Below are 23635 nucleotides of genomic sequence, written 5' to 3' on the forward strand. Positions count from 1 at the left end.
CCGCATAAAGAAAAGCCAGAGCATTTGTATGCTCTGGCTTATTTCTTTCTTCTCATCTGATAAAGCCTGTTCACTTCAGCAACAAAATCGCCGTCAATCAGCTTATCCACGTTTTCAGCAAGCTCTTTCGTGTGCTTTGGACTGGCTCCGCTTGTAGAAACAGACACAGTGACATGCCCTCTTTTTACGATTTTCGGCATATATACATTGCCAAGCTCAGCGTCACTGACACAATTGACAAGCTGAAAAGGCGAAGCGGATTGGGCAATTTCTTTGTTCACTGCCGCATTATCCGTCGCAGCAATAATGAAGAAAGCATTGAGATAATCTTCTTTTTCAATTGTCCGTTTTTCCCATTTGATACGCCGCTCTTCTGCCATTTGCTTGATTTCCGGTTCCACATCCGGACTGACAAGCGTTATATCAGCTCCCTCAGAAATCACCGTTTTCAGCCTTCTGAGAGCGATGCTTCCGCCCCCCGCAATCACAACCTTCTTCTTTTCCAGGCTAATGTGCAGCGGAAGCATATGAACCTCCATCAAAATCAAATTGTCCCTCAGAATTTGCCGCAGTTTCTCTCACACGGTTCAAAAATGCGTTTTTCACATGAGGATGAAAACCGATATAGGAAGAGAGGTAGACGTTCGGATTATGGGCTTTTAATTTCTGAACCTCTCGTTCGATTTCATTCATCAGCATACCCGTAAAAAGCAAATATGGAACGATAAAGGTTGTTGTGCCGTCATCTTTTTTAAGTTCTGAAAAAACCTCTTTGTAATTAGGGCCGCATGCTGTCAAAAAGCACGGAATGACTTCCTTGACTGGAACCATTTCCTGAAGAAGATTAGCAATTCCGGTTACGTCTCTTTTGACATCTGGATCTGAACTTCCCCTTCCGATGAGCACCACTCTGGCATTTTCATACGGAACACCTATGTCTTTCATTCGGTGATATACAGCCTTGACTACTTCTTCGTCAATCCCGATCGGCTTTCCGTATGAAATGCGGACTGATGGATATCGAGATGCAACACGGACAATTTCTTCCGGAATATCATGTTTTGCATGCGCAGCTGTTAAAAGAAGCAGAGGCACCACTGCGATATGAGTGGCGCCTTGCTTCACACATGCTTCAAATCCTGTCTCAATTGTCGGCTCCTGAAGCTCTAAAAAGCTGATTTCTTGTACTGGCACAGAGATGTGGGCCTTGCATCCTTCCAAAAAGGCTGCGGCTTCTTGCTGCGCTTTTTTGACCCGGCTGCCGTGGCCGACATATAAAATTGCTTGTTTCATTTTTACAACGCCTCGCTTAAATCTTGTTTTTTCAGTTCAGATTCAAACCATTCCAGCTTATAGTGATAATTTACAACATTTCCAATGACAATTAAACTCGGATTTGTAATGTTTTCTTTTATCACCGTTTCTGAAAGGGTGTCAACTGTACAAAAAACAGATTTTTGCTTGTCCGTTGTCCCCCAATGAATAAAGGCTGCCGGCGTAGAACCGTCCCGGCCATTTTCAAGGAGTTTTCTTTCAATCTGCTGCACGTTTTTGATACCCATATAGATGACAAGTGTATCAATTCCTGTAGCCAGCGCTTTCCACTTTTCCTCAAAATCTTCTTCTTTTTTATAGTGACCCGTTACAAAAGCGACGTTAGAGCCCGCATCCCGATGGGTAACAGGAATCCCGGCATAAGCGGCTGCCGCGATTCCAGACGTAATGCCGGGAATGATTTCAAACGGAATTCCATTTTCAGAGAGGCATTCCGCTTCTTCCCCTCCTCTCCCGAACACAAAAGGGTCTCCGCCTTTCAGTCTGACAACCATTTTCCCTTTTTGCGCATACTTCACAAGAAACCGATTGATGGTTTCCTGCTTCATCGTATGAAAATCCGGAAGCTTCCCGCAGTAGATCAGGTCTGCTTGCTCTTTGGCATATTGTAAAATCTCTTTATTTACTAATCTGTCATATAAGATGACATCAGCTTTTTCAATGGCTTTCAGCGCTTTAATTGTCAGCAGATCAGGGTCACCGGGACCCGCTCCTACAATATATACTTTCCCCATCGTATTTCCCCCGATCTATTCGAGTTCTTCCAGAAGATTCGCTGTGATGATGTTCTCGCTCGCATTCCGGCATCTGAGAAGAACGCAGCAGATCATATTCAGCTCAATTTTTGTTTAACAAACTCGATCAGCTGATTTTTACACGCTTCACGGTCATGCTGTCCTGAATCAAGAACGAGCTCTGGAGCTTCCGGTTCTTCATAAGGAGAATCAATTCCTGTAAAGAACGGAATCTCGCCGTTTCTTGCTTTTTTGTAAAGCCCTTTCGGATCTCTTTGTTCACAAATATCAAGGTCGCATTTAATGTAGACTTCATTAAATTCGCCCGCTTCCACAAGCTCGCGAACCTGTTGCCTGTCCTCGCGGAAAGGAGAGATAAAAGCAGTAATCACAATGGTTCCCTGCTGAACAAAAAGCTTCGCCACCTCTCCGATCCGGCGGATGTTTTCTTTTCGGTCTTCATCAGAAAAACCAAGATCCTTATTTAAGCCGTGACGGATATTATCCCCGTCAAGCACAATCACTTGGTAGCCTTGCTCAAACAATTCTCTCGCAGCGGCGTTGGCAATCGTTGATTTGCCTGAGCCGCTTAACCCTGTCAGCCAGAGAATGGAGCTTTTATGCTTGTTTTTTTGCTGGTACTCTTCTTTTGTGATAGAGGCTTCATGCCATACAATATCGCGATTTGTCACTGCCAGTCCTCCTTAAGATACGCCTACTTCTTCTTTTTTCTTCATCCCTTTGATTAACACTTCTACGACTTCTTTTCGACTGAATTCAGCAGGCGGCAGCACACCGTCTCTCAGCATACCTCTTACCTTAGTGCCTGATAAAATGACGTGATGCTCTCTGCCATGAGGGCATGTTTTCGCTGTTCCCATATTTCCGCATTTTTTACAGAAGAAGCTGTGCTCAAATTTCAGCGGTGTAATTCCGAGTTCTTCAGGTTTAAATGTGTCAAACAGCTCCTGTGCTTCGTATGTTCCGTAATAGTCGCCTACACCTGCATGATCACGGCCGACGATGAAATGTGTGCAGCCGTAGTTCTTTCTGACAAGCGCGTGGAAAATTGCTTCTCTCGGGCCTGCATAACGCATCGCCGCTAAAAAGACACCAAGGAAAACGCGATCTTTCGGGTAATAATGATCAAGAAGCACTTGGTAGCTTTCCATCCGTACATCAGCTGGAATGTCATCAGATTTTGTTTCACCCACTAACGGATTCAAGAACAAGCCGTCTACTGTTTCAAGAGCCGTTTTTTGAATGTATTCATGCGCTCTGTGAACAGGGTTTCTTGTTTGGAAACCGACAATGGTTTCCCAGCCTTTTTCCGCAAACTGGCGTCTCGTTTCTGACGGTTCAAATGTAAATTCAGGGAACTGTTTTGAAGCTTTTTTAATCAACGTAATCGGCCCGCCGACATATGTATTGCCGCGGCTGAACAGCTTTTTAACACCAGGATGCTCCTGTTCATCTGTTTTGTACACATTGACAGCTTCTTTTTGTTTGTCAGGCACGTACAGGTCTTCGATTTGGATAACGCCGTATGTTTCTCCTTCATACGTTAACTTTACCGTTTCACCAAGTGACAGTTCCGCTGCTTTTTGCGCATCGACCGGAAGCGTGATCGGAAGAGACCAGACAACGCCGGAAGAAAGACGCATGTTTTCGACTACAGATACGTAATCTTTTTCATTAAAGAAACCTTCAATCGGGCTGTATGCACCGATACCGATCAATTCCAAATCCGCAAAAGAAATTAAATCAAGTTCAATTTCTTTTTGAATGCCGCTCACATCATATGATTCATCTACTCTGTTTACTAATGTTCCTCCGTGTGGTGCTAAGCTCATAATATCCATCTCCTCCTAGTTAACTTATAAAATTACTCAGATTAATGATCAGATTCCCCCGCCTTGTTCGTGGACTGAGCGTCTCTCTTTACGAATGGCCTTTGTCAGGCTGATGGCACCGCCCGCCGCTAAAAGCACACTTACCATGATAAAGATCGAATAATAATCTGCTTTTAAAAACAAGGATACAAGCAGATAAGAAATCGATAAAGATAAAAACGGCGATACGATCCATACCTTCAGCATCGTTTGAACAACTTGTTTATGGAACACGTTCGGACCGTTTTTTGCCATGCCTATTCCGATAATAGACGATGACGTGACTTGCGCCAAGGGTACCGGCATCCCAAATACAGAACTGATGATCACAAGTCCTGCTCCTGTACCGGATAAGAGAATGCCTTCCCCTTTGGAGAATCTCGTAATTTTCTTCCCGTTTGTTTCTAGCACACGCCGGCCTAATAACAGTGCGCCAAGAGCAACAAAAGCTCCTCCATACAAGGTTCCTTTTCCGACATCAAGCACATCGGCAGCTACTAACGGGCCAACAGCATTCGCCACGTTATTCATGCCGGCAGAGAATGCTTCGAAAAATCCGGCAACTAACAAAACAATGCCGAGGATTTTTTGTTTTTTAGAAGATTTTACTTCAATCTTAAAATAACGAAACAGCTTAGATACGAAATAGGTGAAGCCGAAAGCGAACAGCGGGACAAAAACCCAAAATGACACAATGATCAGAAGATTGTTCACAAACAATACTTTATAAGCCACTCCCACGCCGACAACCGCGCCGACTGTTACTTCACTTGTCGACAAAGGAATGCCGAGCAGATTAGCAGTAAAGAGCGACAGGGCAGCAGCTCCAATAATGATGCAAACAATCGTCAGTGTAATCGTCTGCTCAGGAATAATGCCGGAGCTGATTGTTTTTACAACCTCGCCTCCGCCAATGACCGCCCCGGCAAAGACACCGACTGCGCATAGGATCAAAGCGTAGGTTTTCTTTTTGATGGCTCCGGAGCCGTAAGCAACCCCCATCGAAGCTGCAGCACCGCTTGCACCAATATTCATCGCGAAAAACAAGCTAAATAAAATAGCGGCTAATTCCATTTTGCAGCTCCTTATTCATGCAGTCCGCATTCTGTTTTCGCCATACCATTCCATCTGCCTGAGCGCAAATCCTCTGCTGTAAAAGCGGGAGCAGTGCAAGGCGCACATCCAATACTTGGATATCCTTGGTCATGAAGCGGATTGTAGTCCAGTTCATTCCGGGATGTGTATCTCCAAATGTCTTTCCAAGTCCAATGGATAAGCGGGCAAACTTTTACTGACTTGAATTTTTCATCTTTGTTTAAGAAATTCGTATTGGCACGGCTTGGCCCTTGATCACGGCGCAGGCCGGAAAGCCAGGCTGGATGTCCTGAAAGCGTCTCTCTTAAAGGAACAACCTTTCTAAGATAGCAGCACTGATTCGGCTCTCTTTCCCACAGTTTGTCACCATGTTCTTCGGCTTGTTCCTCAAGGGTGAGATCTGGTTTTTTCAGGATGATATTAAGACCCGGATAACGCTCTTTCACTCGTTCAATTGTTTCATAGGTTTCTTTAAAATGAAGTCCTGTATCAAGAAACACAATCTCTGCGTCTTTTTTCACTTTATAAATTAAGTCAATCAGAACGATTCCCTCAATTCCGAAACTGCAGGCATAAACAAGCTGATCGCCGTAATGGCCGTATGCCCATTTTAAAACTGACAGCGCTCCTTTATAAGGATCGTCTTCCGGAAATGTAATCGTTGGTTCTTCCCAATTATCATACGTTAACATTTCATCTTTCCTCCTTTCGGAGACAAACAAACAGTAGCTTTCTGCCGGTTGTCTTTTCCCATGTAATGTGATTCGCGGCTGCTGATATACAGATAGCCTTTTTACCTCTTAAAATAAAAAACTTTCAATCCGGCGGAAAGAAAGACAGGAACAGCATGCAGCCCTTATCTTTCAAAATGGAATTCATTTTGCTGGAAGTAGCACCTTACAAACTTTGCAGGTTGCCGGGCTTCATAGGTCCAGTCCCTCAGCCGCTCTTGATAAGTTTTTAGATTTGTAGTAAATTTTAGCACAATTCTAACATAAGTCAACCCGACTTTTTTTATAGGATTAATAAAAAAACAGGCCTCACAGCCTGTTTTCAAGTACATCAAGGCTTTGAAGCCTCTTTATATCATTTGAATTTATTTTTTATTTTTTAAACCAATCTTTTGACTCGGGATTTCGTTTCCATGTTTGCAGCTTTTTTAGATCATCTGAATGAATATTTCCGTTTTCAAGCGCGACCTCTGTGAGCGTATCATAATCAGTTAATGAGTAGTATGGCAGTTCTGCCTTTGCGAAGGCTTCCTCCGCTTTAGGAAGTCCGTACGTAAAGATTGAGACGACACCAAGCACTTCACAGCCGGCCGCTTGTAAAGCTGCACAAGCTTCAAGCACACTGCCTCCTGTGGAAATTAAGTCTTCAATGACGACTGTTTTTTGCCCCTCTTGCACAGCTCCCTCAATCTGATTGCCTTTTCCGTGCGCCTTCGGCTTGCTCCTCACATAACACATCGGAAGATTCAAACGGTCAGCCGCTAAAGCAGCATGAGGAATACCGGCGGTTGCTGTTCCCGCAATCATTTCAGCTTCAGGAAAATGCTCTTTGACAAGGTTGCTGATACCTGAAGCAACATCGTTTCTGACCTCTGGGAAAGATAGCGTAAGGCGGTTGTCACAGTAGATTGGAGATAAAATGCCGCTTGCCCATGTGAACGGCTCGTTCGGGCGTAAAAATACAGCTTGGATGTCTAATAGATGTTTTGCGATGATTTGTTTCAAGATTTGATTCCCTCCCATTCAAGTCTGACAGCCTTATAGGCTTTTACCGGGTCTTCCGCTTTTGTAATCGAGCGTCCTACTACAATCGCTGATGAACCTTTCTCTCTTGCAATAGCAGGCGTCGCTACGCGGACTTGGTCATTCGCAGCGTCCTCAGACATTCTGATCCCCGGAGTGACAGTCAGAAATGAAGGCGACACCGCTTGGTAAATGGCTTTTGCTTCATGAACAGAGCAGACCACTCCATCCAGTCCGCTTTCTTCCGCCTGTTTGCTGTAGTGCACAACCGTATCAATCAGAGACTTTTCGATCAGCAGTTCATCTTTCATGATTTGTTCAGATGTGCTTGTCAGCTGGGTTACCGCGATAAGTGACGGACGTTTTTTTCCAGCCGGCGTACCTTCTTCTAAGCCTTCGAGAGCTGCCTGCATCATTTTTTTGCCCCCAGCAGCATGAACATTGACGAGATCTACTCCGAGACTGGCAAGGCGCTTCATCGCTTTGTTTACAGTAGTCGGGATGTCATGAAGCTTTAGATCTAAAAACAGCTCGCAGTTTCTTTCTTTTAATTGTTTCACGATCGATGGCCCTTCTTGATAAAAAAGCTCCATCCCAACCTTTACAAATAACGGTTCTTGCTGAAAAGGCGCTAAGAACGCAAGTGTTTCTTCAGCTGACGCAAAATCAAGCGCGATGATGGGCAGGTTGTTTTTCATGATTCCAGCTCCTTCCGATGCATTCTTCAATTGATTGATAGCCGTATTGGAGCAAAACAGATGGGAGCTGTTCAATAATCTCTGGACATGCAAAAGGATTCACAAAGTTTGCTGTTCCGACAGCGACTGCGCTTGCTCCCGCGAGAAGAAATTCCAGGGCATCTTCAGCCGTTTGCACGCCTCCCATTCCGATAATCGGGATGTTGACCGCCTGGCTGACTTCATACACCATGCGAATGGCAACCGGCTTCACAGCAGGGCCCGAAAGTCCCCCTGTTTTATTCGCTAATATCGGTTTGCCGGTTTTTAAATCGAGTCTCATGCCGATTAGTGTGTTGATCATCGTAAGACCGTCCGCTCCCGCTTCCTCGATCGCTAAGGCAATTTCTGTGATATTAGCCACGTTCGGGGAAAGCTTCACATAAACGGGTACATCCGAAACCTCTTTCACCGCTTTTGTCAAATCGGCAGCCATTTCAGGATTCGTGCCAAAAGCGATTCCGCCTGTTTTCACATTCGGGCAGGAAATATTCAATTCAAGTGCATGGACATTAGGCGCTTTGCTGATATGTTCTGCGACTTCAACATAATCATCGACTTGAGAACCTGCGACATTGGCAATGATCGGTGTATCAAACTGCTCAAGCCACGGCAGCTCATGATGCAACACACTATCCAGCCCCGGATTTTGGAGACCGATCGCATTGAGCATTCCAGCACCAGTCTCAGCTACCCGCGGCGTCGGATTCCCAAAGCGTGGCTCCTTTGTCGTAGCCTTAATCATGATGGCTCCAAGACAAGACAAATCATAAAAACGTGAAAATTCTTTTCCAAAACCGAAGCAACCTGATGCAGGAATGATTGGGTTTTTCAAATCAAGTCCCGGCAATTTCACCTCTAGCATTACAGCGCCACCTCCTGAGCTTTAAATACAGGCCCGTCGAGACATACTTTTACATAGGATGTCTCACTTTCGTTTGTATGGCACACACACGCGAAGCATGCGCCGATTCCGCAGCCCATTCGTTCCTCCATGGACAGATATACTTCTTTATGGGCATATTCCTGTTTTAACGCCTTGAGCATCGGTGTCGGCCCGCAGCTGAGGAGGATATCAAACTCTAGATTTTTCCGTTTAATCACATCTGTGACAAATCCGGTTTCCCCGTAGCTTCCGTCAGCTGTTGCCACATACGTGTCTCCGTACTGCCTGCATTCTTCCTCGTAAAATACATCCTTTGCCGATTGGAATCCTAAAACGTGGATGACATTTACCCCTTTTTCAATCAAGCGTTTCGACAGCTCTTGGAGAGGCGGCACACCTACTCCGCCTCCTACCAGCAAAGCCGTCTTTCCGGGTTGAACTTCATTAACAGGAAAGCCATTTCCCAAAGGCCCGAGGACATCCACAAGTTCTCCCTGCTGCTTCAGTGACAAGAGTCTTGTCCCTTCACCATCTACCCGATAAATGATGGTGACTTCATTTTTTTCAAAGTTGACGTCTGCGATGCTGATCGGCCTTCTCAAAAGAGGCGTAACCGCTTCGCTCACTTTAAGATGAAGGAACTGTCCAGGGGTTGTAAACCCTTGGACAAGCTCCCCTTTCAGAACCATTTGAAACACCCGGTCTGCAATTTGCTGGTTAGAACATACTGTCAAATACGCTTTTTTCATATAGTGACTGCCGCCTCCTGATTTGTGTTGACTGCCGGCATTTGATCAGCACGGAATGTCATGCTTTCCAGCACTCGCAATATCGCCTCTGCCGTATCTAAAGATGTTAGGCAGGCAACACCATTTTCTACTGATTCACGTCTGATTCTAAATCCGTCTCTTGCCGGCTGCTTTCCTTTTGTCAGCGTATTGATGACAAACTGCGCTTCTCCGTTTCTGATGACGTCAAGCAAGTTCGGGCCATCCTGACCGATTTTTCCGACGACCTTCGCTGGAATGGAAGCTTCTTTCAGGTAGCCTGCCGTTCCTTCCGTCGCTAAAATGTTGTAGCCGATCGCGTGGAACCGCTTAGCAATGGCAAGCCCTTCTTCTTTGTCCTTATCAGCTACTGTTAAAAGCACGGAACCGTAGTTCGGGATTTGAATACCTGAAGCAATCAAGGCTTTGTAGAGCGCCTTTTCAAGTGTCGAATCTTTCCCCATGACTTCACCTGTTGATTTCATTTCAGGCCCTAACGTAATGTCCACTCTTCTCAGCTTGGCAAAGGAGAAGACCGGCGCTTTTACAAATACACCTTGCTGTTCAGGCTGAAGGCCCTCTGTATAGCCAAACGCAGCCAGCTTTTGACCAAGAATGATTTTTGTTGCGAGATTCGCCATTGGGATACCCGTAATTTTGCTTAAAAACGGTACGGTTCTGCTTGATCTCGGATTCACTTCTAGCACGTACACCTCACCTTGCGACAAGACGAATTGAATATTGAGCAAACCGACAATATTCAGCCCTTTAGCCAAAGCGATCGTGTATTGTTCAATTTTTTTCTTAATGTCCTCTGTGAGAGACTGAGGCGGATAAACAGCGATTGAGTCTCCGGAGTGAACGCCCGCACGTTCAATGTGCTCCATAATTCCCGGAATGACGACTGTTTCACCGTCGGATACTGCATCGACTTCAATTTCTTTTCCAGTCAAGTATCTATCAATTAATACAGGGTGCTGCGGATTGATTTTGACTGCATTTTTCATGTAATGAAGCAGCTCCTCTTCATGGTACACAATCTCCATCGCCCGGCCGCCAAGTACATAGGAAGGACGCACCAGTACCGGATAACCGATATCACTTGCGATGCTTACCGCCTGATCAACTGATGTCGCTGTTTTGCCAAGCGGCTGAGGAACACCAAGTTCTCCAAGCGCTTGTTCAAATTTATCCCGGTCTTCCGCACGGTCTAAATCTTCTAATGAAGTTCCAAGGATTTTCACTCCGCGTGCAGAAAGCTCGTCAGCAAGGTTAATCGCAGTTTGTCCGCCGAACTGTACGACAACGCCCATTGGCTGTTCGAGGTCAATGATGTGCATGACATCTTCAATCGTAAGCGGTTCAAAATACAGCTTGTCTGAGATGCTGAAGTCTGTTGAAACGGTTTCCGGGTTGTTATTGACAATAATGGCTTCATAGCCTGCTTGTTTAATTGCCCATACAGAGTGAACCGTCGCATAGTCGAACTCGACACCCTGACCGATTCGAATCGGACCCGAACCAAGCACCATCACACTTTTCTTATCTGTAACGACAGATTCATTTTCTTCTTCGTATGTGCTATAGAAGTATGGCGTTTCTGACTCGAATTCCGCCGCACATGTATCTACCATTTTGAATACCGGAGCAATCCCCGCTTGTTTTCTCAAGCTGTAAAGCTCGGATTCTTTCATTTTCCACTCGCGGCTAATGTACTGATCAGAGAAGCCGAGTTCTTTTGCCCGTCTCAGCACATCTGTATCGCCCGCATTGGCCTTCAATTCTTTTTCAAACTGTACGATTCCGAACAGCTTATGCAAGAAGAAGACATCGATAGCGGAAAATTCATGGAGGTCTTCTACCGTGTAGCCTCTTCTGTACGCTTCAGCTAAGTAGAATAAGCGTTCATCACCGGCCTTTTTAATTCGCTTTTCAAGAAGCTCATCTGAAATGTCAGCGGCGTCCTTCAATTCAAGATGATACACATCCGCTTCCAGTGATCGCACTGCCTTCAGCAATGACTCTTCAAGCGTGCGGCCGATTGCCATGACCTCACCTGTCGCTTTCATTTGCGTGCCAAGCTTTCTGTTTGCTGATTCAAACTTATCAAACGGCCAGCGCGGAATTTTGGATACGACATAGTCAAGAGCAGGTTCAAATGCTGCATATGTTTTTCCTGTCACCGGGTTCATCATTTCATCTAATGAAAGTCCGACTGCAATTTTAGCAGCGAGCTTCGCAATCGGGTATCCCGTTGCTTTTGATGCAAGGGCAGATGAACGGCTGACACGCGGATTTACTTCAATAATGTAATATTGGAAGCTGTCTGGGTCTAAAGCGAGTTGCACGTTACATCCGCCTTCGATTCCAAGCGCGCGAATCAGTTTTAACGATACATTCCGCAAGAGCTGATATTCGCGATCGCTGAGCGTTTGGCTCGGCGCGACAACAATACTGTCTCCAGTATGGATTCCAACCGGATCAATGTTTTCCATGTTACAAACGACAATGGCGTGATCTTGGCTGTCTCTCATGACTTCATACTCGATTTCTTTATAGCCGGCGATGCTTTTTTCAAGCAGACATTGGTGTACCGGGCTTAATTTCAAGCCGTTCTCAACGATTTCTTTTAGCTCTGTTTCATTCGAGCAGATACCTCCGCCTGTTCCGCCTAATGTATATGCCGGGCGGACAATGACAGGGAATCCAATTTGACTGACGAATTTTTCTGCTTCTTCAAGGGAGTGGATAATCTCACTTTCAGGCACCGGTTCATTCAGTTCATTCATTAATGTTCTGAACAAGTCACGGTCTTCAGCTTGCTGAATCGCAGACAGTTTCGTGCCAAGCACTTCGACGCCGCATTCTGCCAAAACGCCTCTTTCAGAAAGCTCAACCGCAAGATTCAAACCAGTTTGGCCTCCGAGTGTAGGAAGAATGGCATCCGGGCGCTCTTTTCTGATGATTCGTGTCAGGAATTCAGGTGTGAGCGGTTCGATGTAAACCCGGTCAGCCATTTCTGTATCTGTCATGATCGTTGCAGGGTTTGAGTTGACAAGGATGACTTCATAGCCTTCTTCTTTCAAAGCAAGACAGGCTTGTGTTCCCGCATAGTCAAATTCTGCTGCTTGGCCGATGATGATCGGTCCAGATCCGATTACTAAAATTTTGTTAATGTCTACGCGTTTTGGCATACCGCTTCCCCTTCTTTCTCTGTTGTTTCGATCATTTCGATGAATCTGTCAAATAGATGATTGGCATCCTCAGGACCAGGTGAGGCTTCGGGATGATATTGAACCGTAAATGCCGGCAATGTTTTATGCTTCAGCCCTTCAATCGTATCGTCGTTAATTGCGATATGCGTCACTTCCAGTTCTGTTTTACTGATAGACGAAACTGTATATCCATGGTTTTGAGATGTTAAGGCAACTTTTCCTGTAGCCAGCTCTTTTACCGGGTGGTTTGAGCCCCTGTGGCCGAATTTCATTTTTTCAGTATTCGCCCCGCACGCCAGCGCGAATAATTGGTGGCCAAGACATATTCCGAATAATGGCACTTTTCCAAGAACACCTTTAATCATTTCAATCGCTTCAGGCACATCCTTCGGGTCTCCAGGTCCGTTAGAAAGCATGATACCGTCCGGTTTCAGCTGAAGCACCTCTTCCGCTGTAATGTTGTAAGGCACAACGATGACGTCACATTTCCGTTTGTTCAGCTCTCTTAGAATCCCGTGTTTCATGCCGAAGTCAACCAAGACAATGCGTTTGCCTCTTCCCGGGCTCGGATATGCTGTTTTTGCTGATACTTGGGATACTTGATTTCTTGGCAATTCCGTTTCGTTCAGTCTTTTCAGCACTGCTTCGATATCTTCATCAGATGAAGCGAATGTTCCTTTTAGCGCGCCTGCCGTGCGGATCATTCTTGTCAGCTTCCTTGTATCAATCCCCTGGAGTCCGGGAATGTTTTTCATTTTTAAATACTCGTCTAAGGTGTATGCTGAACGCCAGTTGGAAGGCAGCTCACATAATTCTTTGATGATCAGCCCTTTTACAAAAGGGGTAATGGATTCAAAATCATCACGGTTAATGCCGTAATTTCCGATAAGCGGGTATGTTAATGTTACGATCTGCCCGCAGTAAGAAGGGTCAGATAAAATTTCCTGATAGCCTGTCATCCCAGTATTAAAAACGACTTCTCCCATGTTGTGTTCTAAGCTTCCGAAGGCTTCTCCCTCGAATACCGCTCCGTTTTCCAGTACTAATCGTCTCTTCATTTGACAAGTCTCCCCTCTTCATAAGCAAGCTTCCCTGCCGCAATTGTAGCGACCGGCCAGCCGGTGCAGCTGATGCCGTTGAATGGTGTATTTTTTCCTTTTGATAAAAATGTCTCTTTGTCTATAACTGCTTCTTTTTCTAAATCGATTAACGTAATGTCCGCAGCTTGCCCCGTTTGTAATGTTCCATATGGGAGACCGAACGCTTCGCATGGCTTGATTGTCATGTAGTCAATCAACTGCTTCAGCGACCAGCTGCCATTTTTGACAAAGTGTGTGTAAAGAAGCGGGAATGCTGTTTCTAAGCCGACAATTCCGAATGGCGCCAGTTTCATTTCTGTGTTTTTCTCTTCTTCCGTATGCGGTGCATGGTCTGTTGCGATAAAATCAATTGTTCCGTCTAAAAGACCTTCAATTAAAGCAGCTCTGTCTTCTGCACTGCGGAGCGGCGGATTCATTTTATAGTTTGTGTCCAGCCCCGGGATGTCCTCATCACAAAGCAGCAAATGATGCGGCGACACTTCTGCTGTCACTCTGATTCCCGCTTTTTTCGCATCGCGTACAACTCTGACAGATTCTTTCGTGCTGATATGGCATACATGATAATGGCAGTTTGCCGCCTCAGCCAGCAGCACATCGCGGGCAATATGAACCGATTCACACACAGAAGGAATGCCGCTTAGCCCGTTCGCTTTGGAGAATGTCCCCTCATGTACGCTTCCTCCGTAAATTAAGGAGTTGTCCTCGCAATGTGCAACAATCGCTTTGTCAATTGCAGCTGCCCGTTTCATCGCTTCATACATCATACCTGCTGTCTGTATACCAACACCGTCATCTGTAAAAGCAAATGCCCCGGCTTCTTTTAATGCTTCAAAGTTTGTCATTTCATCGCCGATTTGTCTGATCGTAATGGATGCATATGGAAGAACTCTGACGCATGATGTTTCTTTAATTCTGTTTTGCACCCATTCCATCTGCTCCTTTGTATCAGGAACCGGCCGCGTATTCGGCATTGCTGCTACTGTAGTATAGCCGCCGCGTGCCGCCGCTTTGGCCCCGGTTTCAATAGTTTCTTTTTTCTCTCCGCCCGGCTCTCTGAAATGCACGTGGAGATCAACAAACCCAGGTGAAACGAGCAAACCTTTCGCATCAATTACCGTTTCATTATCCGTTGCATCAAGCTTGCCGATTGCGGTGATGGTTTCTCCAGTCACTCGGATATCCGCTTCTGTTTTTTCACCATTTTCGTTTAGTATCCAGCCGTTTTTAATGAGATATGACATATGCTGCTTCTCCTCTTTTCACATTGGTTTGTAAGGCACGCTGTATCACTGCCATTCTGATAAATACGCCATTTTGCATTTGCTTGAAGATTCTTGATTTTTTGCTTTCTACTAAGCTGTCATCAATCTCCACTCCTCTGTTTACCGGAGCAGGATGCATGATGATCGCATGCTGCTTCATACGCTCAGCCCGTTCTACGGTCAAGCCGTATTTGTTTAAATAGCCTTCCTGGCTGACAGCGGACTGATGTCGTTCATTTTGAATGCGCAGCAGCATGACGACATCGGAAGACTCAACTGCTTCATCCATTGAGACATACGTGCCGAATGTATTTTCTTCATCCTGCCATGCCGAAGGGCCGGAAAATAGGACCCGGGCACCCAATCTTGTCAACACTTCCGCATTTGACCTTGCCACTCTGCTATGCTTGATGTCACCGTGAATGGAGACGGTAAGCCCTTTGAACGTATTGAACTCTTCATAAATCGTCATTAAATCAAGCAGTGATTGTGTCGGATGCTGGCCGCATCCGTCTCCCGCATTCAGAATCGGAATGTTCACCTGGCTGACAAGCTCTTCATAATACTCATCCTCACTGTGCCTGATGACGCAGACGTCCACACCGATTGATTCGAGCGTCCGGATCGTGTCATATAAGGTTTCGCCTTTTTGCACGCTTGTGCTTGTTCCATCAAGGTTGAGCACATTCATGCCCAGCTTTTTTTCTGCGACCTCAAAGCTGAACCGCGTTCTCGTGCTCGGTTCGAAAAACAGGTTTGCGGCAAACTTTCCTGTAAGCTGATTGTCTGTTTTTCCGCTTTTGAGATCTTGTGCTGTTTGAAGCAAATCTTTGATTTCCTCAGTGCTGAGTTCACTCATCGTCGTTAAATGCTTCATGTTCTTTCCCCTCTCTTTTCAACTTAAGGCTGAAAAAAACCCCGGTCTAAGATAGACTCGGGGTATGGTTAAATAGAGGGCAGCATTGAAGCTTCCTTCTCTTCATAACCCTTCCAAGCCTCTCTGGACTTTCATTAAAAGGTTTTAGATATGATGTTGTTCAGATGTGTCTGTCTGCTCTTCCTTCGCATGCGGAAGAATCAGGTTTAAGATGACACCGACAATTGCGGCAAGCGCCATTCCTGACACTTGGAATCCGCCTTGAGACACTTGGATAAAAGCGCCTCCTACCCCGATGACAAGGATAACTGATGTAATAATGAGGTTTCTGTTGTTTTCATAATCAATTTTGTTGTCAATCAGCATTCTCAGGCCGCTTGAAGCAATGATTCCGAACAGCAGGAAGGAGACGCCTCCCATGACCGCTGACGGCACTGAACTGATCAGCGCTGAAATTTTGCCGATAAAGCCGAAGCAACAGGCAATCACTGCCGCTCCTCCGATGACAAAGACGCTGAATACTCTTGTGATGGCCAGCACGCCAATGTTTTCTCCGTAAGTCGTTGTCGGAGGGCCGCCGATCAGAGAAGCAAGAATTGTCGCCACGCTGTCACCCATAATGGAGCGATGCAGTCCCGGCTTTTTAATGAAGTCTTGTCCGACAACCTTGCTCAGCACCATTTGGTGGCCGATATGCTCTGACATTGTGACAAATGCGACAGGAACCATTGCGGCTGCGATGCCGAGTGTAACTGACGGTGAATAATCTTTGAACGGAATGATAAATTCAGGCACTGCAAACCATTTCGCGTCAAGCACCGGCTGGAAGTTGACAATCCCTTGAGTAAGGGCGAACAAGTATCCGCCGATGATTCCGATCAGAACCGGAATCAGGCTTAAAAATCCTCGTAAGAAAATCGCACAAATAATCGTGATTGCCAGCGTAACTCCTGCGACACTAAAGTGCTTTAAGCTGTAGACCAACTCACTCGCGTTTGGATCAGCATACATCGCCATGTTTACCGCAGTGCTTGCCAGTCCCAGCCCGATGACGATAATAACAGGCCCTACGACTACAGGCGGGAGAATCTTCATCAGCCATCCTGTTCCAAGCTGCCTAATCAATAAGGCAATCAGCCCGTACACCAGCCCTGCAAGAAACGCCCCAACCATTGCCGCTCCCGGCCCGCCGGTCGCTTTTACCAGAATGATCGGAGAAATAAAGGCGAAGGACGAACCGAGATACGCCGGAATTTGCCCTTTCGTAATAAGAAGGTACGCCAGTGTTCCGATGCCGCTTGTCACCAACGCCACAGCAGGACTCATTCCGACGAGCTTCGGAACCAAAATGGTTGAGCCAAACATGGCAAACAAATGCTGAAGGCTGAATGAAACCCAAGAGAAAGGTGTCGGGACATCCCTGACCCCTAAATTTACTTTTTTCTTACTCATGATGATTTCCCCCTGATTGTTGACTTTCATTTTAGGATGACTCAATGACTGTATAAAAAAACCTCTTTGCATTTTTACGCAAAGAGGCATACAAAGACCTGCCGAATACTTTTTGGGCCTTTGTTGTGCACCTCTTTGCAACCTCTCTGGATTGCCCTTAAAAAGGTGATCTATTATTCGTTTTCATAAATGGCGACGAGATCGTTTTGGTCTACCTCATCAAGCTGAACCATAACCTTTTCTGACTTTGATGTCGGGATGTTTTTCCCGATATAATCCGCTCGGATCGGCAGCTCCCGGTGTCCTCTGTCCACAAGCACTGCAAGCTGAATGGAGGAAGGTCTGCCTACATCAACAAGCGCATCCATTCCTGCTCTGACTGTTCTTCCGGTATACAGAACATCATCAACGAGAATGACTTTTTGATCTGTGATATCTACCGGAATATCTGCACCTTTTACAAGCGGTTCATCGTTGCTCGTTTTTTTAGAAAGATCGTCTCTGTAAAGAGTAATATCAATTTCACCGACTGTAACAGGATTTCCCTCAATCTGTTCAATGCGTTCCGCAAGGCGTTTTGCCAGGTAAATCCCTCTTGTCTTAATGCCGACAAGGATGCAGTTATTCATTCCTTTATTGCGTTCGATCATTTCGTGAGCAATCCTGGTCAGCGCCCGTCTGATTGCCTGTTCGTCGAGAATGACAGCTTTTTGATTCAATGTGTGACACCTCACAGTTCATATAGAAGAAAAAACCCCTCCTGCCAGAGCATAGAGGGGTTTTAGGACAAGGTGCGCGCCTATACACGCATCCCGTCAATCCGTTATCCTTCTCAGCCTCTCTGGACTGTTTTAAAGAATCTATTCAGCTTCGTTTATTATTTCAGAAAAGAAACCCTCTGTCAACCGTTTTTTCTGAGGTTTTCGATTAATTCTGCCATATCCTCAGGAAGCGGCGCTTCAAATTCGACATATTCTCCTGTTCGTGGATGGTCAAAACCTAAAACTCCCGCGTGAAGCGCTTGGCCATTAAAGTCAATTGTTTTTCTTGGGCCGTATTTCGGATCGCCTGCTAATGGGAATCCGATATATTTCATATGAACACGAATTTGATGGGTTCTCCCTGTTTCAAGCTGGCATTCCACTAACGTAAAATCCTGAAAACGCTCTAGTACATGAAAATGAGTGACAGCGTTTTTGCCATCACGTGTCACAGTCATGCTTTGACGGTCTTTCTTATCTCGTCCGATCGGCGCGTCAATTGTGCCATCATCGTGAGAAATAAGCCCGTGGACAACTGCCGTATATTTCCGCGTGACCGTTTTGTTGACCAATTGGTTTACAAGTGACTCGTGCGCCATATCATTTTTCGCCACCATTAATAAACCGGACGTGTCCTTATCGATTCTGTGAACAATACCCGGACGCATCACGCCATTTATTCCGGAAAGGTCTGTGCAATGAGCCATAAGGCCGTTTACAAGTGTGCCCGTAAGATGCCCGGGTGCTGGGTGAACAACCATTCCGCGAGGTTTATTGACAACCAGCACATCCTGGTCCTCATAATAAATATCCAGATCCATAGGCTCTGCCAGGACGTCGAGCGCTTCCGGTTCGGGTACAGTGACGGTCACCTGATCACCCGGCTGAATTTTATAATTCGCTTTCACCGCGCTTCCGTTCACGACAACCTGTCCGTCTTTTACCCATTGCTGAACCTGGGTTCTTGACCAATCATTCTCAGTCGATGCCAAAAATTTATCAATCCGCTCACTTTTTTGTTCTTCTGAAGCGGTTATATCAATTTGATTCATGCTATTGCTCCTTTTTCTTTTTCCTGCTGTCCAACAGCATTTGTATAAATAAAAGCATTACGCCGACACATAGTGAAGAGTCCGCGATGTTAAATATCGGATAATTGTAATTGACAATAATAACATGGATAAAATCCACAACTTCCTGTCTGACAGCCCGATCGATAAAGTTGCCGATGGCACCGCCAAGCATAAGTCCGAGGGCAACGCCAAGAAGCCTTTGTCCCTTTGTATAACGCTGTATGTAATAAACAATACCAATAATAACAGCGGTTGTTATGAGGTAGAAAAACCACATCTGACCCGCTAATATCCCCCATGCAGCACCCGTATTGCGATGGGAGGTGATATAGAATACCTGATCAATGATCGGAATGCTTTGGCCAAGTTCCATGTTCTTAACAACTAGCCATTTTGTCAATTGATCGGCTGCAATAATAAGTAGTGCAATCATATAATACAGCACAAACGTTCCTCCAGTTTACGGTTACTTTAATCCATTATGCATTTTATCAATAAAAAGCACTGGAGTAAAGAAATATCAGGCATAATAACCGGCCAGACACTGTTATTCATACAGTGCCTGACCATATTCGATATCCGTTGATTTCATATCGGAAGCGTTTTTTTCTCAAATTGGACAGAATAAAGAAAATCGTTTGCTGTTCGGGCCGTCGGCAGCACTGCCAGCTTTGAAAGAGGAATGGGAGCCCCGGTTTCTTCACAGTATCCGAATGTGCCGTTTTCGATTTTGGACAATGCAAGGAGAACGTCTTGAAGCTCTTCTTTAATATGATAGATCAGAGTTGCTTTTTGTTTATGATTGATTGCTGCTTGCGGGCTTGTAGAAACCTGAAAGCAAGAATACTCAAATAATCTCGACTGTAATTCTTCTTTCATCAGAAGAAGTTCCGTATAAATTGCGGTCAGTTGATCATTCATTCTTCACAACTCCTGCTCTTAACGTAGTACCTTTATTGTTGCCTATGAATGATGATCTAAAGCCCATAAGATTTTTCCTTTCGTTCTAAAGGATGTCACTCTTGGCACAAAAAAAGCCCGGCTTTTACGCCGGGCTCTTTTGCATTATTTTTGATAGTATTTTTCAACGATTTCAGCGTTGCGTAATGAAAGTGTAGGATATTTCGGATTTGCCCCTACATCTTTTGAAATCACACGAGATCTCTCACACATTTCGCCTTCCGCTTTCTCGACAGCGATTTTACCCGTCGCAAAGCTTTGCGCATCGTTCGGCGCTTCATTTTCTTCGCTGATTGTCAGTTCAGACACAATAAACAGCTGAGAAAGGTTTTCTTTTATGGAAGCCAAGAGCTCCTTGTTTTCTTTGTTTGGATACAACTTCAGGTTTGCTTCCAAAGATTTACCGATAATTTTTTCATTTCTCGCAGTTTCTAATGCTTTTAACACGTCATCACGAAGAGCCATAAAGCGGTCAAATTTTTCTTCAGTCGCTTCACTGTTTGGAACCGCGATTGTTTCCGGCATATCGGTCAGCTGAACGCTCTGCTCTTCAACAAATGTTAAATGAGACCACAATTCGTCTGCCGTATGTGGAAGGATAGGCGCTGAAAGCTTCACTAATGCAAGAAGCGTTTCGTAGAATACTGTCTGCATGCTGCGTCTATCCGGATGATCCGCATGCTCGATGTAGACAATATCTTTTGCAAAATCAAGGTAGAATGAGCTCAATTCGATTGTGCAGAAATTATGAATGCTGTGATACACAACCGCAAATTCGTACTCATCATACGCTTTTTTCACTTTATCAATCAGCTTGTTCAGCTTAATCAGCATATACTGATCCACTTCACGAAGATCTTCGACAGCCACCGCATTTGTTTTTGGATCAAAATCGAAAAGGTTGCCGTGAAGGAAACGGAACGTGTTGCGGATTTTACGATATACTTCCGCAACCTGCTTTAGAATGGCGTCAGACACACGAACGTCCGCCTGATAATCCACTGAAGATACCCATAATCTTAAGATGTCGGCACCAAGCTGTTTCATGACTTTAGCCGGAACAACAACGTTACCGATTGATTTACTCATCTTGCGTCCTTCTCCATCCAGTGCGAACCCATGGCTGAGCACTCCTTTATACGGCGCTTTCCCTGTTACCGCTACTGCTGTAGAAAGAGAAGAGTTAAACCAGCCGCGATATTGGTCAGATCCCTCTAGGTATAAATCAGCCGGGCGAACGAGGTCATCACGTTCTTCAAGCACTGCTTGATGTGAAGAGCCTGAATCAAACCAAACATCCATGATATCCTGTTCTTTTGTAAATGTGCCGTTCGGGCTGCCAGGATGCGTAAAGCCTTCCGGAAGAAGATCCTTTGCTTCTTTTTCAAACCAAATGTTTGATCCGTGCTGTCTGAACAATTCAGAAACATGTTCAATGGTTTCATCTGTAATAATCGGTTCTCCGTTTTCAGCGTAAAATACCGGAATCGGCACACCCCACGCACGCTGTCTGGAAATACACCAGTCTCCGCGGTCCCGAACCATGTTGTGCAAACGCTGCTCGCCCCATTCAGGCACCCATTTGGTTTCTTTAATGGCATCCAGCAGGTCTGATCTGAAATCTTTAATAGACGCAAACCATTGCGCTGTCGCTCTGAAAATGGTTGGTTTTTTTGTTCTCCAATCATGCGGATAAGAGTGAGTAATGAATTCAAGCTTCACAAGTGCGCCTTTTTCTTCAAGCTGCTGTGTGATCGCTTTGTTTGCATCATCATAGAACATGCCTTCAAAGCCAGGAGCTTCGCTTGTCATTACACCTTTTTCATCGACCGGGCAAAGCACATCTAAACCGTATTTTTGGCCGATGATAAAGTCATCTTCCCCATGTCCTGGCGCTGTATGAACACAGCCTGTTCCGGCATCAGTTGTTACGTGTTCACCAAGCATAACGAGAGAGTCTCTGCCATATAGCGGGTGTTCAGCGATAATGTTCTCAAGATCTTTCCCTTTGACCGTTCTTGTCACTTCATACTGATCAAATCCGCATGCCGATGCAACATTTTCGACTAAGGCACTTGCTACGACAAAGCGGTCTTCACCTACTGCAATCACGCTGTACTCAAGATCAGGGTGCACTGAGATTCCGAGGTTCGCCGGAATTGTCCAAGGCGTTGTTGTCCAAATGATGATGCGCTCGCCGTTTTCAAGAACGCCTTTTCCGTCTTTTACACCAAAAGCGACGTAAATAGATGCTGAACGTTTGTCTTGATATTCGATCTCGGCTTCAGCCAGAGCAGACTCACTTGAAGGCGACCAGTTAACCGGTTTAAGGCCTTTGTAAATGTAGCCTCGTTTTGCCATTTCACCAAATACGCGGATTTGCTGCGCTTCGTATTCCGGTTTTAATGTCACATATGGGTTTTCCCAGTCACCGCGGACACCAAGACGTTTGAATTGCTCACGCTGTCCCTCGATTTGCTTCCAAGCGTACTCTTCGCACAGTTTGCGGAATTCCGCTACTGACATTTCTTTGCGGTTGACCTTTTTGTTTTTTGTCAGAGCTGTTTCAATTGGCAATCCGTGTGTATCCCAGCCCGGCACATACGGTGCGTTGTAGCCGCTCATTGATTTATAGCGGACAATGAAGTCTTTCAAAATCTTGTTAAGTGCATGGCCCATATGGATGTCGCCGTTTGCATACGGAGGTCCGTCATGTAAAACAAATTTCGGGCGGTCTTTCGTCCGTTCCTGAACAAGACGGTAGATATCTTCTTCCTCCCATTTTTTTTGAATGTCAGGCTCACGGTTTGGCAAATTTCCACGCATCGGGAAATCTGTTTTCGGCATTAAGAGCGTGTCTTTAAAATCCATTTTCATTCCTCCACTGCATTTTTTCAGAAAATAAAAAAAGCCCTCTCATCCCATAAGGGACGAGAAAGCTTATCTCGCGGTACCACCCTTTTAGAAAAAGCAAGCATACACTTTTTCCTCTTGAGCATCGTAACGTGATGAACGTCCTAACCTACTGTGAGTTCAGCAAGGAAACTAAAGGGCTGATCTACATGATTCCGGCCATCCCGGACTCTCACCATCTCCGGGTCGCTATGAAGGCCTGAAGGAAACATGACTGTCCCTTTCAACCGTTTTTTCATCTGAATTTATGAACGTATTATATTCGACAAGCTAAGAAAATGTCAAGATAATCAAAGAATTTATTCCTTTTCCTCAAATACAGCGTCGACTTCATACTCAAGGAGATGATCCCAATCGTCATTTTTCAGAAGATCAAGCTGAGCTTCAATCAGCATTTGGAAACGTGTTCTGAACACTTTAGACTGTTTTTTCAGCTCTTCAATTTCCATTGCAATTTTTCTTGATTTTGATAACGATTCGTTGATAATGCGATCAGCGTTTTTCTCCGCTTCCCGAACGATCAGCTTTGCTTCTTTTTGAGAATTGCGTTTTACGTCTTCAGCCGCTTCTTGAGCAACTAAAATTGATTTATTCAATGTTTCCTCAATATTGGCAAAGTGTCCGATTCTTTCATCAAGCTCATTGACTTTCGCTTCAAGCTCAGTTTTCTTGCGGAGAACAATTTCGTAATCTTTTCTGACTTGGGCTAGGAATTCATTTACTTCATCTTCATCATATCCGCGAAAACTTTTTGTAAACGTCTTGTTGTGAATATCATTTGGCGTTAATGGCATGATGCCACCTCCATTTTTACATTTCAGT

Annotated in this window: 21 protein-coding genes, 1 pseudogene, 1 riboswitch and 1 other annotated feature; all 22 genes and pseudogenes read right to left on the reverse strand. The window is 45.2% G+C overall.

Going from position 1 to position 23635, the window contains the following annotated elements; genetic code table 11:
- Positions 1–38 precede the first annotated feature (38 nt).
- Positions 39–527 carry a precorrin-2 dehydrogenase gene (gene sirC, locus MKY10_RS13250; RefSeq protein WP_003232091.1) on the reverse strand — a complete coding sequence of 163 codons (489 nt, stop codon included), beginning with the start codon at positions 525–527 and terminating at the stop codon, positions 39–41.
- Positions 508–1293, reverse strand: a complete 786-nt coding sequence (sirB, locus tag MKY10_RS13255) for a sirohydrochlorin chelatase (RefSeq protein ID WP_015252119.1) — start codon at positions 1291–1293, stop codon at positions 508–510. The genes sirC and sirB overlap by 20 nt, the downstream gene beginning before the upstream one ends.
- 2 nt (positions 1294–1295) lie before the next feature.
- Complete coding sequence (gene cobA, locus MKY10_RS13260; RefSeq protein WP_003232095.1) at positions 1296–2069, reverse strand: uroporphyrinogen-III C-methyltransferase; 774 nt, start codon at positions 2067–2069, stop codon at positions 1296–1298.
- A 98-nt stretch (positions 2070–2167) separates the two neighbouring features.
- Positions 2168–2761: an adenylyl-sulfate kinase gene (gene cysC / locus MKY10_RS13265; protein ID WP_015252120.1), complete on the reverse strand. Its 594-nt coding sequence runs from the start codon at positions 2759–2761 to the stop codon at positions 2168–2170.
- A gap of 12 nt (positions 2762–2773) precedes the next feature.
- The gene (sat, locus tag MKY10_RS13270) at positions 2774–3922 is read right to left on the reverse strand and encodes a sulfate adenylyltransferase (protein ID WP_003245745.1); all 1149 of its coding nucleotides are present in this window, start codon (positions 3920–3922) and stop codon (positions 2774–2776) included.
- A gap of 48 nt (positions 3923–3970) precedes the next feature.
- Entirely contained in the window at positions 3971–5035 is a 1065-nt protein-coding gene (gene cysP, locus MKY10_RS13275; RefSeq protein WP_015252121.1) for a sulfate permease, read from the reverse strand.
- Positions 5036–5046: 11 nt separating this feature from the next.
- The gene (locus tag MKY10_RS13280; RefSeq protein WP_042975738.1) at positions 5047–5748 is read right to left on the reverse strand and encodes a phosphoadenylyl-sulfate reductase; all 702 of its coding nucleotides are present in this window, start codon (positions 5746–5748) and stop codon (positions 5047–5049) included.
- 161 nt (positions 5749–5909) lie between these two features.
- Positions 5910–6015, reverse strand: a riboswitch (SAM riboswitch).
- A 144-nt stretch (positions 6016–6159) separates the two neighbouring features.
- Complete coding sequence (gene pyrE / locus MKY10_RS13285; RefSeq protein ID WP_044052534.1) at positions 6160–6792, reverse strand: orotate phosphoribosyltransferase; 633 nt, start codon at positions 6790–6792, stop codon at positions 6160–6162.
- Complete coding sequence (gene pyrF / locus MKY10_RS13290) at positions 6789–7508, reverse strand: orotidine-5'-phosphate decarboxylase (protein ID WP_003232107.1); 720 nt, start codon at positions 7506–7508, stop codon at positions 6789–6791. Before pyrF ends, pyrE begins: the two co-directional genes overlap by 4 nt.
- Positions 7477–8412 (reverse strand): dihydroorotate dehydrogenase, encoded by a 936-nt coding sequence (locus tag MKY10_RS13295; RefSeq protein WP_015252123.1) that lies wholly within the window; start codon positions 8410–8412, stop codon positions 7477–7479. Before MKY10_RS13295 ends, pyrF begins: the two co-directional genes overlap by 32 nt.
- Positions 8412–9182, reverse strand: a complete 771-nt coding sequence (gene pyrK / locus MKY10_RS13300) for a dihydroorotate oxidase B electron transfer subunit (RefSeq protein WP_014479746.1) — start codon at positions 9180–9182, stop codon at positions 8412–8414. The genes MKY10_RS13295 and pyrK overlap by 1 nt, the downstream gene beginning before the upstream one ends.
- Entirely contained in the window at positions 9179–12394 is a 3216-nt protein-coding gene (carB, locus tag MKY10_RS13305; protein ID WP_015252124.1) for a carbamoyl-phosphate synthase (glutamine-hydrolyzing) large subunit, read from the reverse strand. Before carB ends, pyrK begins: the two co-directional genes overlap by 4 nt.
- On the reverse strand, positions 12379–13473 hold the full coding sequence (locus tag MKY10_RS13310; protein WP_003232115.1) for a carbamoyl phosphate synthase small subunit: 1095 nt from the start codon (positions 13471–13473) through the stop codon (positions 12379–12381). Before MKY10_RS13310 ends, carB begins: the two co-directional genes overlap by 16 nt.
- Positions 13470–14756 (reverse strand): dihydroorotase, encoded by a 1287-nt coding sequence (locus MKY10_RS13315; RefSeq protein WP_015252125.1) that lies wholly within the window; start codon positions 14754–14756, stop codon positions 13470–13472. Before MKY10_RS13315 ends, MKY10_RS13310 begins: the two co-directional genes overlap by 4 nt.
- Positions 14740–15654: an aspartate carbamoyltransferase catalytic subunit gene (locus tag MKY10_RS13320; RefSeq protein WP_015252126.1), complete on the reverse strand. Its 915-nt coding sequence runs from the start codon at positions 15652–15654 to the stop codon at positions 14740–14742. The genes MKY10_RS13315 and MKY10_RS13320 overlap by 17 nt, the downstream gene beginning before the upstream one ends.
- A gap of 144 nt (positions 15655–15798) precedes the next feature.
- The gene (gene pyrP / locus MKY10_RS13325) at positions 15799–17106 is read right to left on the reverse strand and encodes a uracil permease PyrP (RefSeq protein WP_029317776.1); all 1308 of its coding nucleotides are present in this window, start codon (positions 17104–17106) and stop codon (positions 15799–15801) included.
- 173 nt (positions 17107–17279) lie between these two features.
- Positions 17280–17825 carry a bifunctional pyrimidine operon transcriptional regulator/uracil phosphoribosyltransferase gene (gene pyrR, locus MKY10_RS13330; RefSeq protein ID WP_003232127.1) on the reverse strand — a complete coding sequence of 182 codons (546 nt, stop codon included), beginning with the start codon at positions 17823–17825 and terminating at the stop codon, positions 17280–17282.
- Between the two features lie 182 nt (positions 17826–18007).
- Positions 18008–18919, reverse strand: a complete 912-nt coding sequence (locus MKY10_RS13335) for an RluA family pseudouridine synthase (protein WP_003245307.1) — start codon at positions 18917–18919, stop codon at positions 18008–18010.
- 1 nt (position 18920) lies between these two features.
- Entirely contained in the window at positions 18921–19385 is a 465-nt protein-coding gene (gene lspA / locus MKY10_RS13340; protein ID WP_029317775.1) for a signal peptidase II, read from the reverse strand.
- A 102-nt stretch (positions 19386–19487) separates the two neighbouring features.
- Positions 19488–19861, reverse strand: a pseudogene (gene ylyA / locus MKY10_RS13345) (sporulation-related RNA polymerase-binding protein YlyA).
- A gap of 144 nt (positions 19862–20005) precedes the next feature.
- Positions 20006–22771, reverse strand: a complete 2766-nt coding sequence (gene ileS / locus MKY10_RS13350; protein WP_015252129.1) for an isoleucine--tRNA ligase — start codon at positions 22769–22771, stop codon at positions 20006–20008.
- Between the two features lie 52 nt (positions 22772–22823).
- Positions 22824–23050, reverse strand: a binding site (T-box leader).
- Positions 23051–23112: 62 nt separating this feature from the next.
- Positions 23113–23607, reverse strand: coding sequence for a septum site-determining protein DivIVA (gene divIVA, locus MKY10_RS13355; RefSeq protein WP_003221468.1), 495 nt, complete (start codon positions 23605–23607; stop codon positions 23113–23115).
- Between the last annotated feature and the right edge of the window lie 28 nt (positions 23608–23635).

The sequence above is a fragment of the Bacillus sp. FSL P4-0290 genome (genome assembly GCF_037975435.1).
Classification (GTDB): Bacteria; Bacillota; Bacilli; order Bacillales; family Bacillaceae; genus Bacillus; species Bacillus subtilis.

Excerpts from the sequence above, each read along its gene's own strand:
- sat (WP_003245745.1), bottom strand. The coding sequence starts at position 3,922 with ATGAGCTTAGCACCACACGGAGGAACATTAGTAAACAGAGTAGATGAA.
- pyrK (WP_014479746.1), bottom strand. The coding sequence starts at position 9,182 with ATGAAAAAAGCGTATTTGACAGTATGTTCTAACCAGCAAATTGCAGAC.
- MKY10_RS13280 (WP_042975738.1), bottom strand. The coding sequence starts at position 5,748 with ATGTTAACGTATGATAATTGGGAAGAACCAACGATTACATTTCCGGAA.
- sirC (WP_003232091.1), bottom strand. The coding sequence starts at position 527 with ATGCTTCCGCTGCACATTAGCCTGGAAAAGAAGAAGGTTGTGATTGCG.
- MKY10_RS13295 (WP_015252123.1), bottom strand. The coding sequence starts at position 8,412 with ATGCTAGAGGTGAAATTGCCGGGACTTGATTTGAAAAACCCAATCATT.
- pyrF (WP_003232107.1), bottom strand. The coding sequence starts at position 7,508 with ATGAAAAACAACCTGCCCATCATCGCGCTTGATTTTGCGTCAGCTGAA.
- MKY10_RS13320 (WP_015252126.1), bottom strand. The coding sequence starts at position 15,654 with ATGAAGCATTTAACGACGATGAGTGAACTCAGCACTGAGGAAATCAAA.
- ileS (WP_015252129.1), bottom strand. The coding sequence starts at position 22,771 with ATGGATTTTAAAGACACGCTCTTAATGCCGAAAACAGATTTCCCGATG.
- cysP (WP_015252121.1), bottom strand. The coding sequence starts at position 5,035 with ATGGAATTAGCCGCTATTTTATTTAGCTTGTTTTTCGCGATGAATATT.
- sirB (WP_015252119.1), bottom strand. The coding sequence starts at position 1,293 with ATGAAACAAGCAATTTTATATGTCGGCCACGGCAGCCGGGTCAAAAAA.
- pyrP (WP_029317776.1), bottom strand. The coding sequence starts at position 17,106 with ATGAGTAAGAAAAAAGTAAATTTAGGGGTCAGGGATGTCCCGACACCT.
- cobA (WP_003232095.1), bottom strand. The coding sequence starts at position 2,069 with ATGGGGAAAGTATATATTGTAGGAGCGGGTCCCGGTGACCCTGATCTG.
- MKY10_RS13335 (WP_003245307.1), bottom strand. The coding sequence starts at position 18,919 with ATGAATCAAATTGATATAACCGCTTCAGAAGAACAAAAAAGTGAGCGG.
- carB (WP_015252124.1), bottom strand. The coding sequence starts at position 12,394 with ATGCCAAAACGCGTAGACATTAACAAAATTTTAGTAATCGGATCTGGA.
- MKY10_RS13310 (WP_003232115.1), bottom strand. The coding sequence starts at position 13,473 with ATGAAGAGACGATTAGTACTGGAAAACGGAGCGGTATTCGAGGGAGAA.
- MKY10_RS13315 (WP_015252125.1), bottom strand. The coding sequence starts at position 14,756 with ATGTCATATCTCATTAAAAACGGCTGGATACTAAACGAAAATGGTGAA.
- divIVA (WP_003221468.1), bottom strand. The coding sequence starts at position 23,607 with ATGCCATTAACGCCAAATGATATTCACAACAAGACGTTTACAAAAAGT.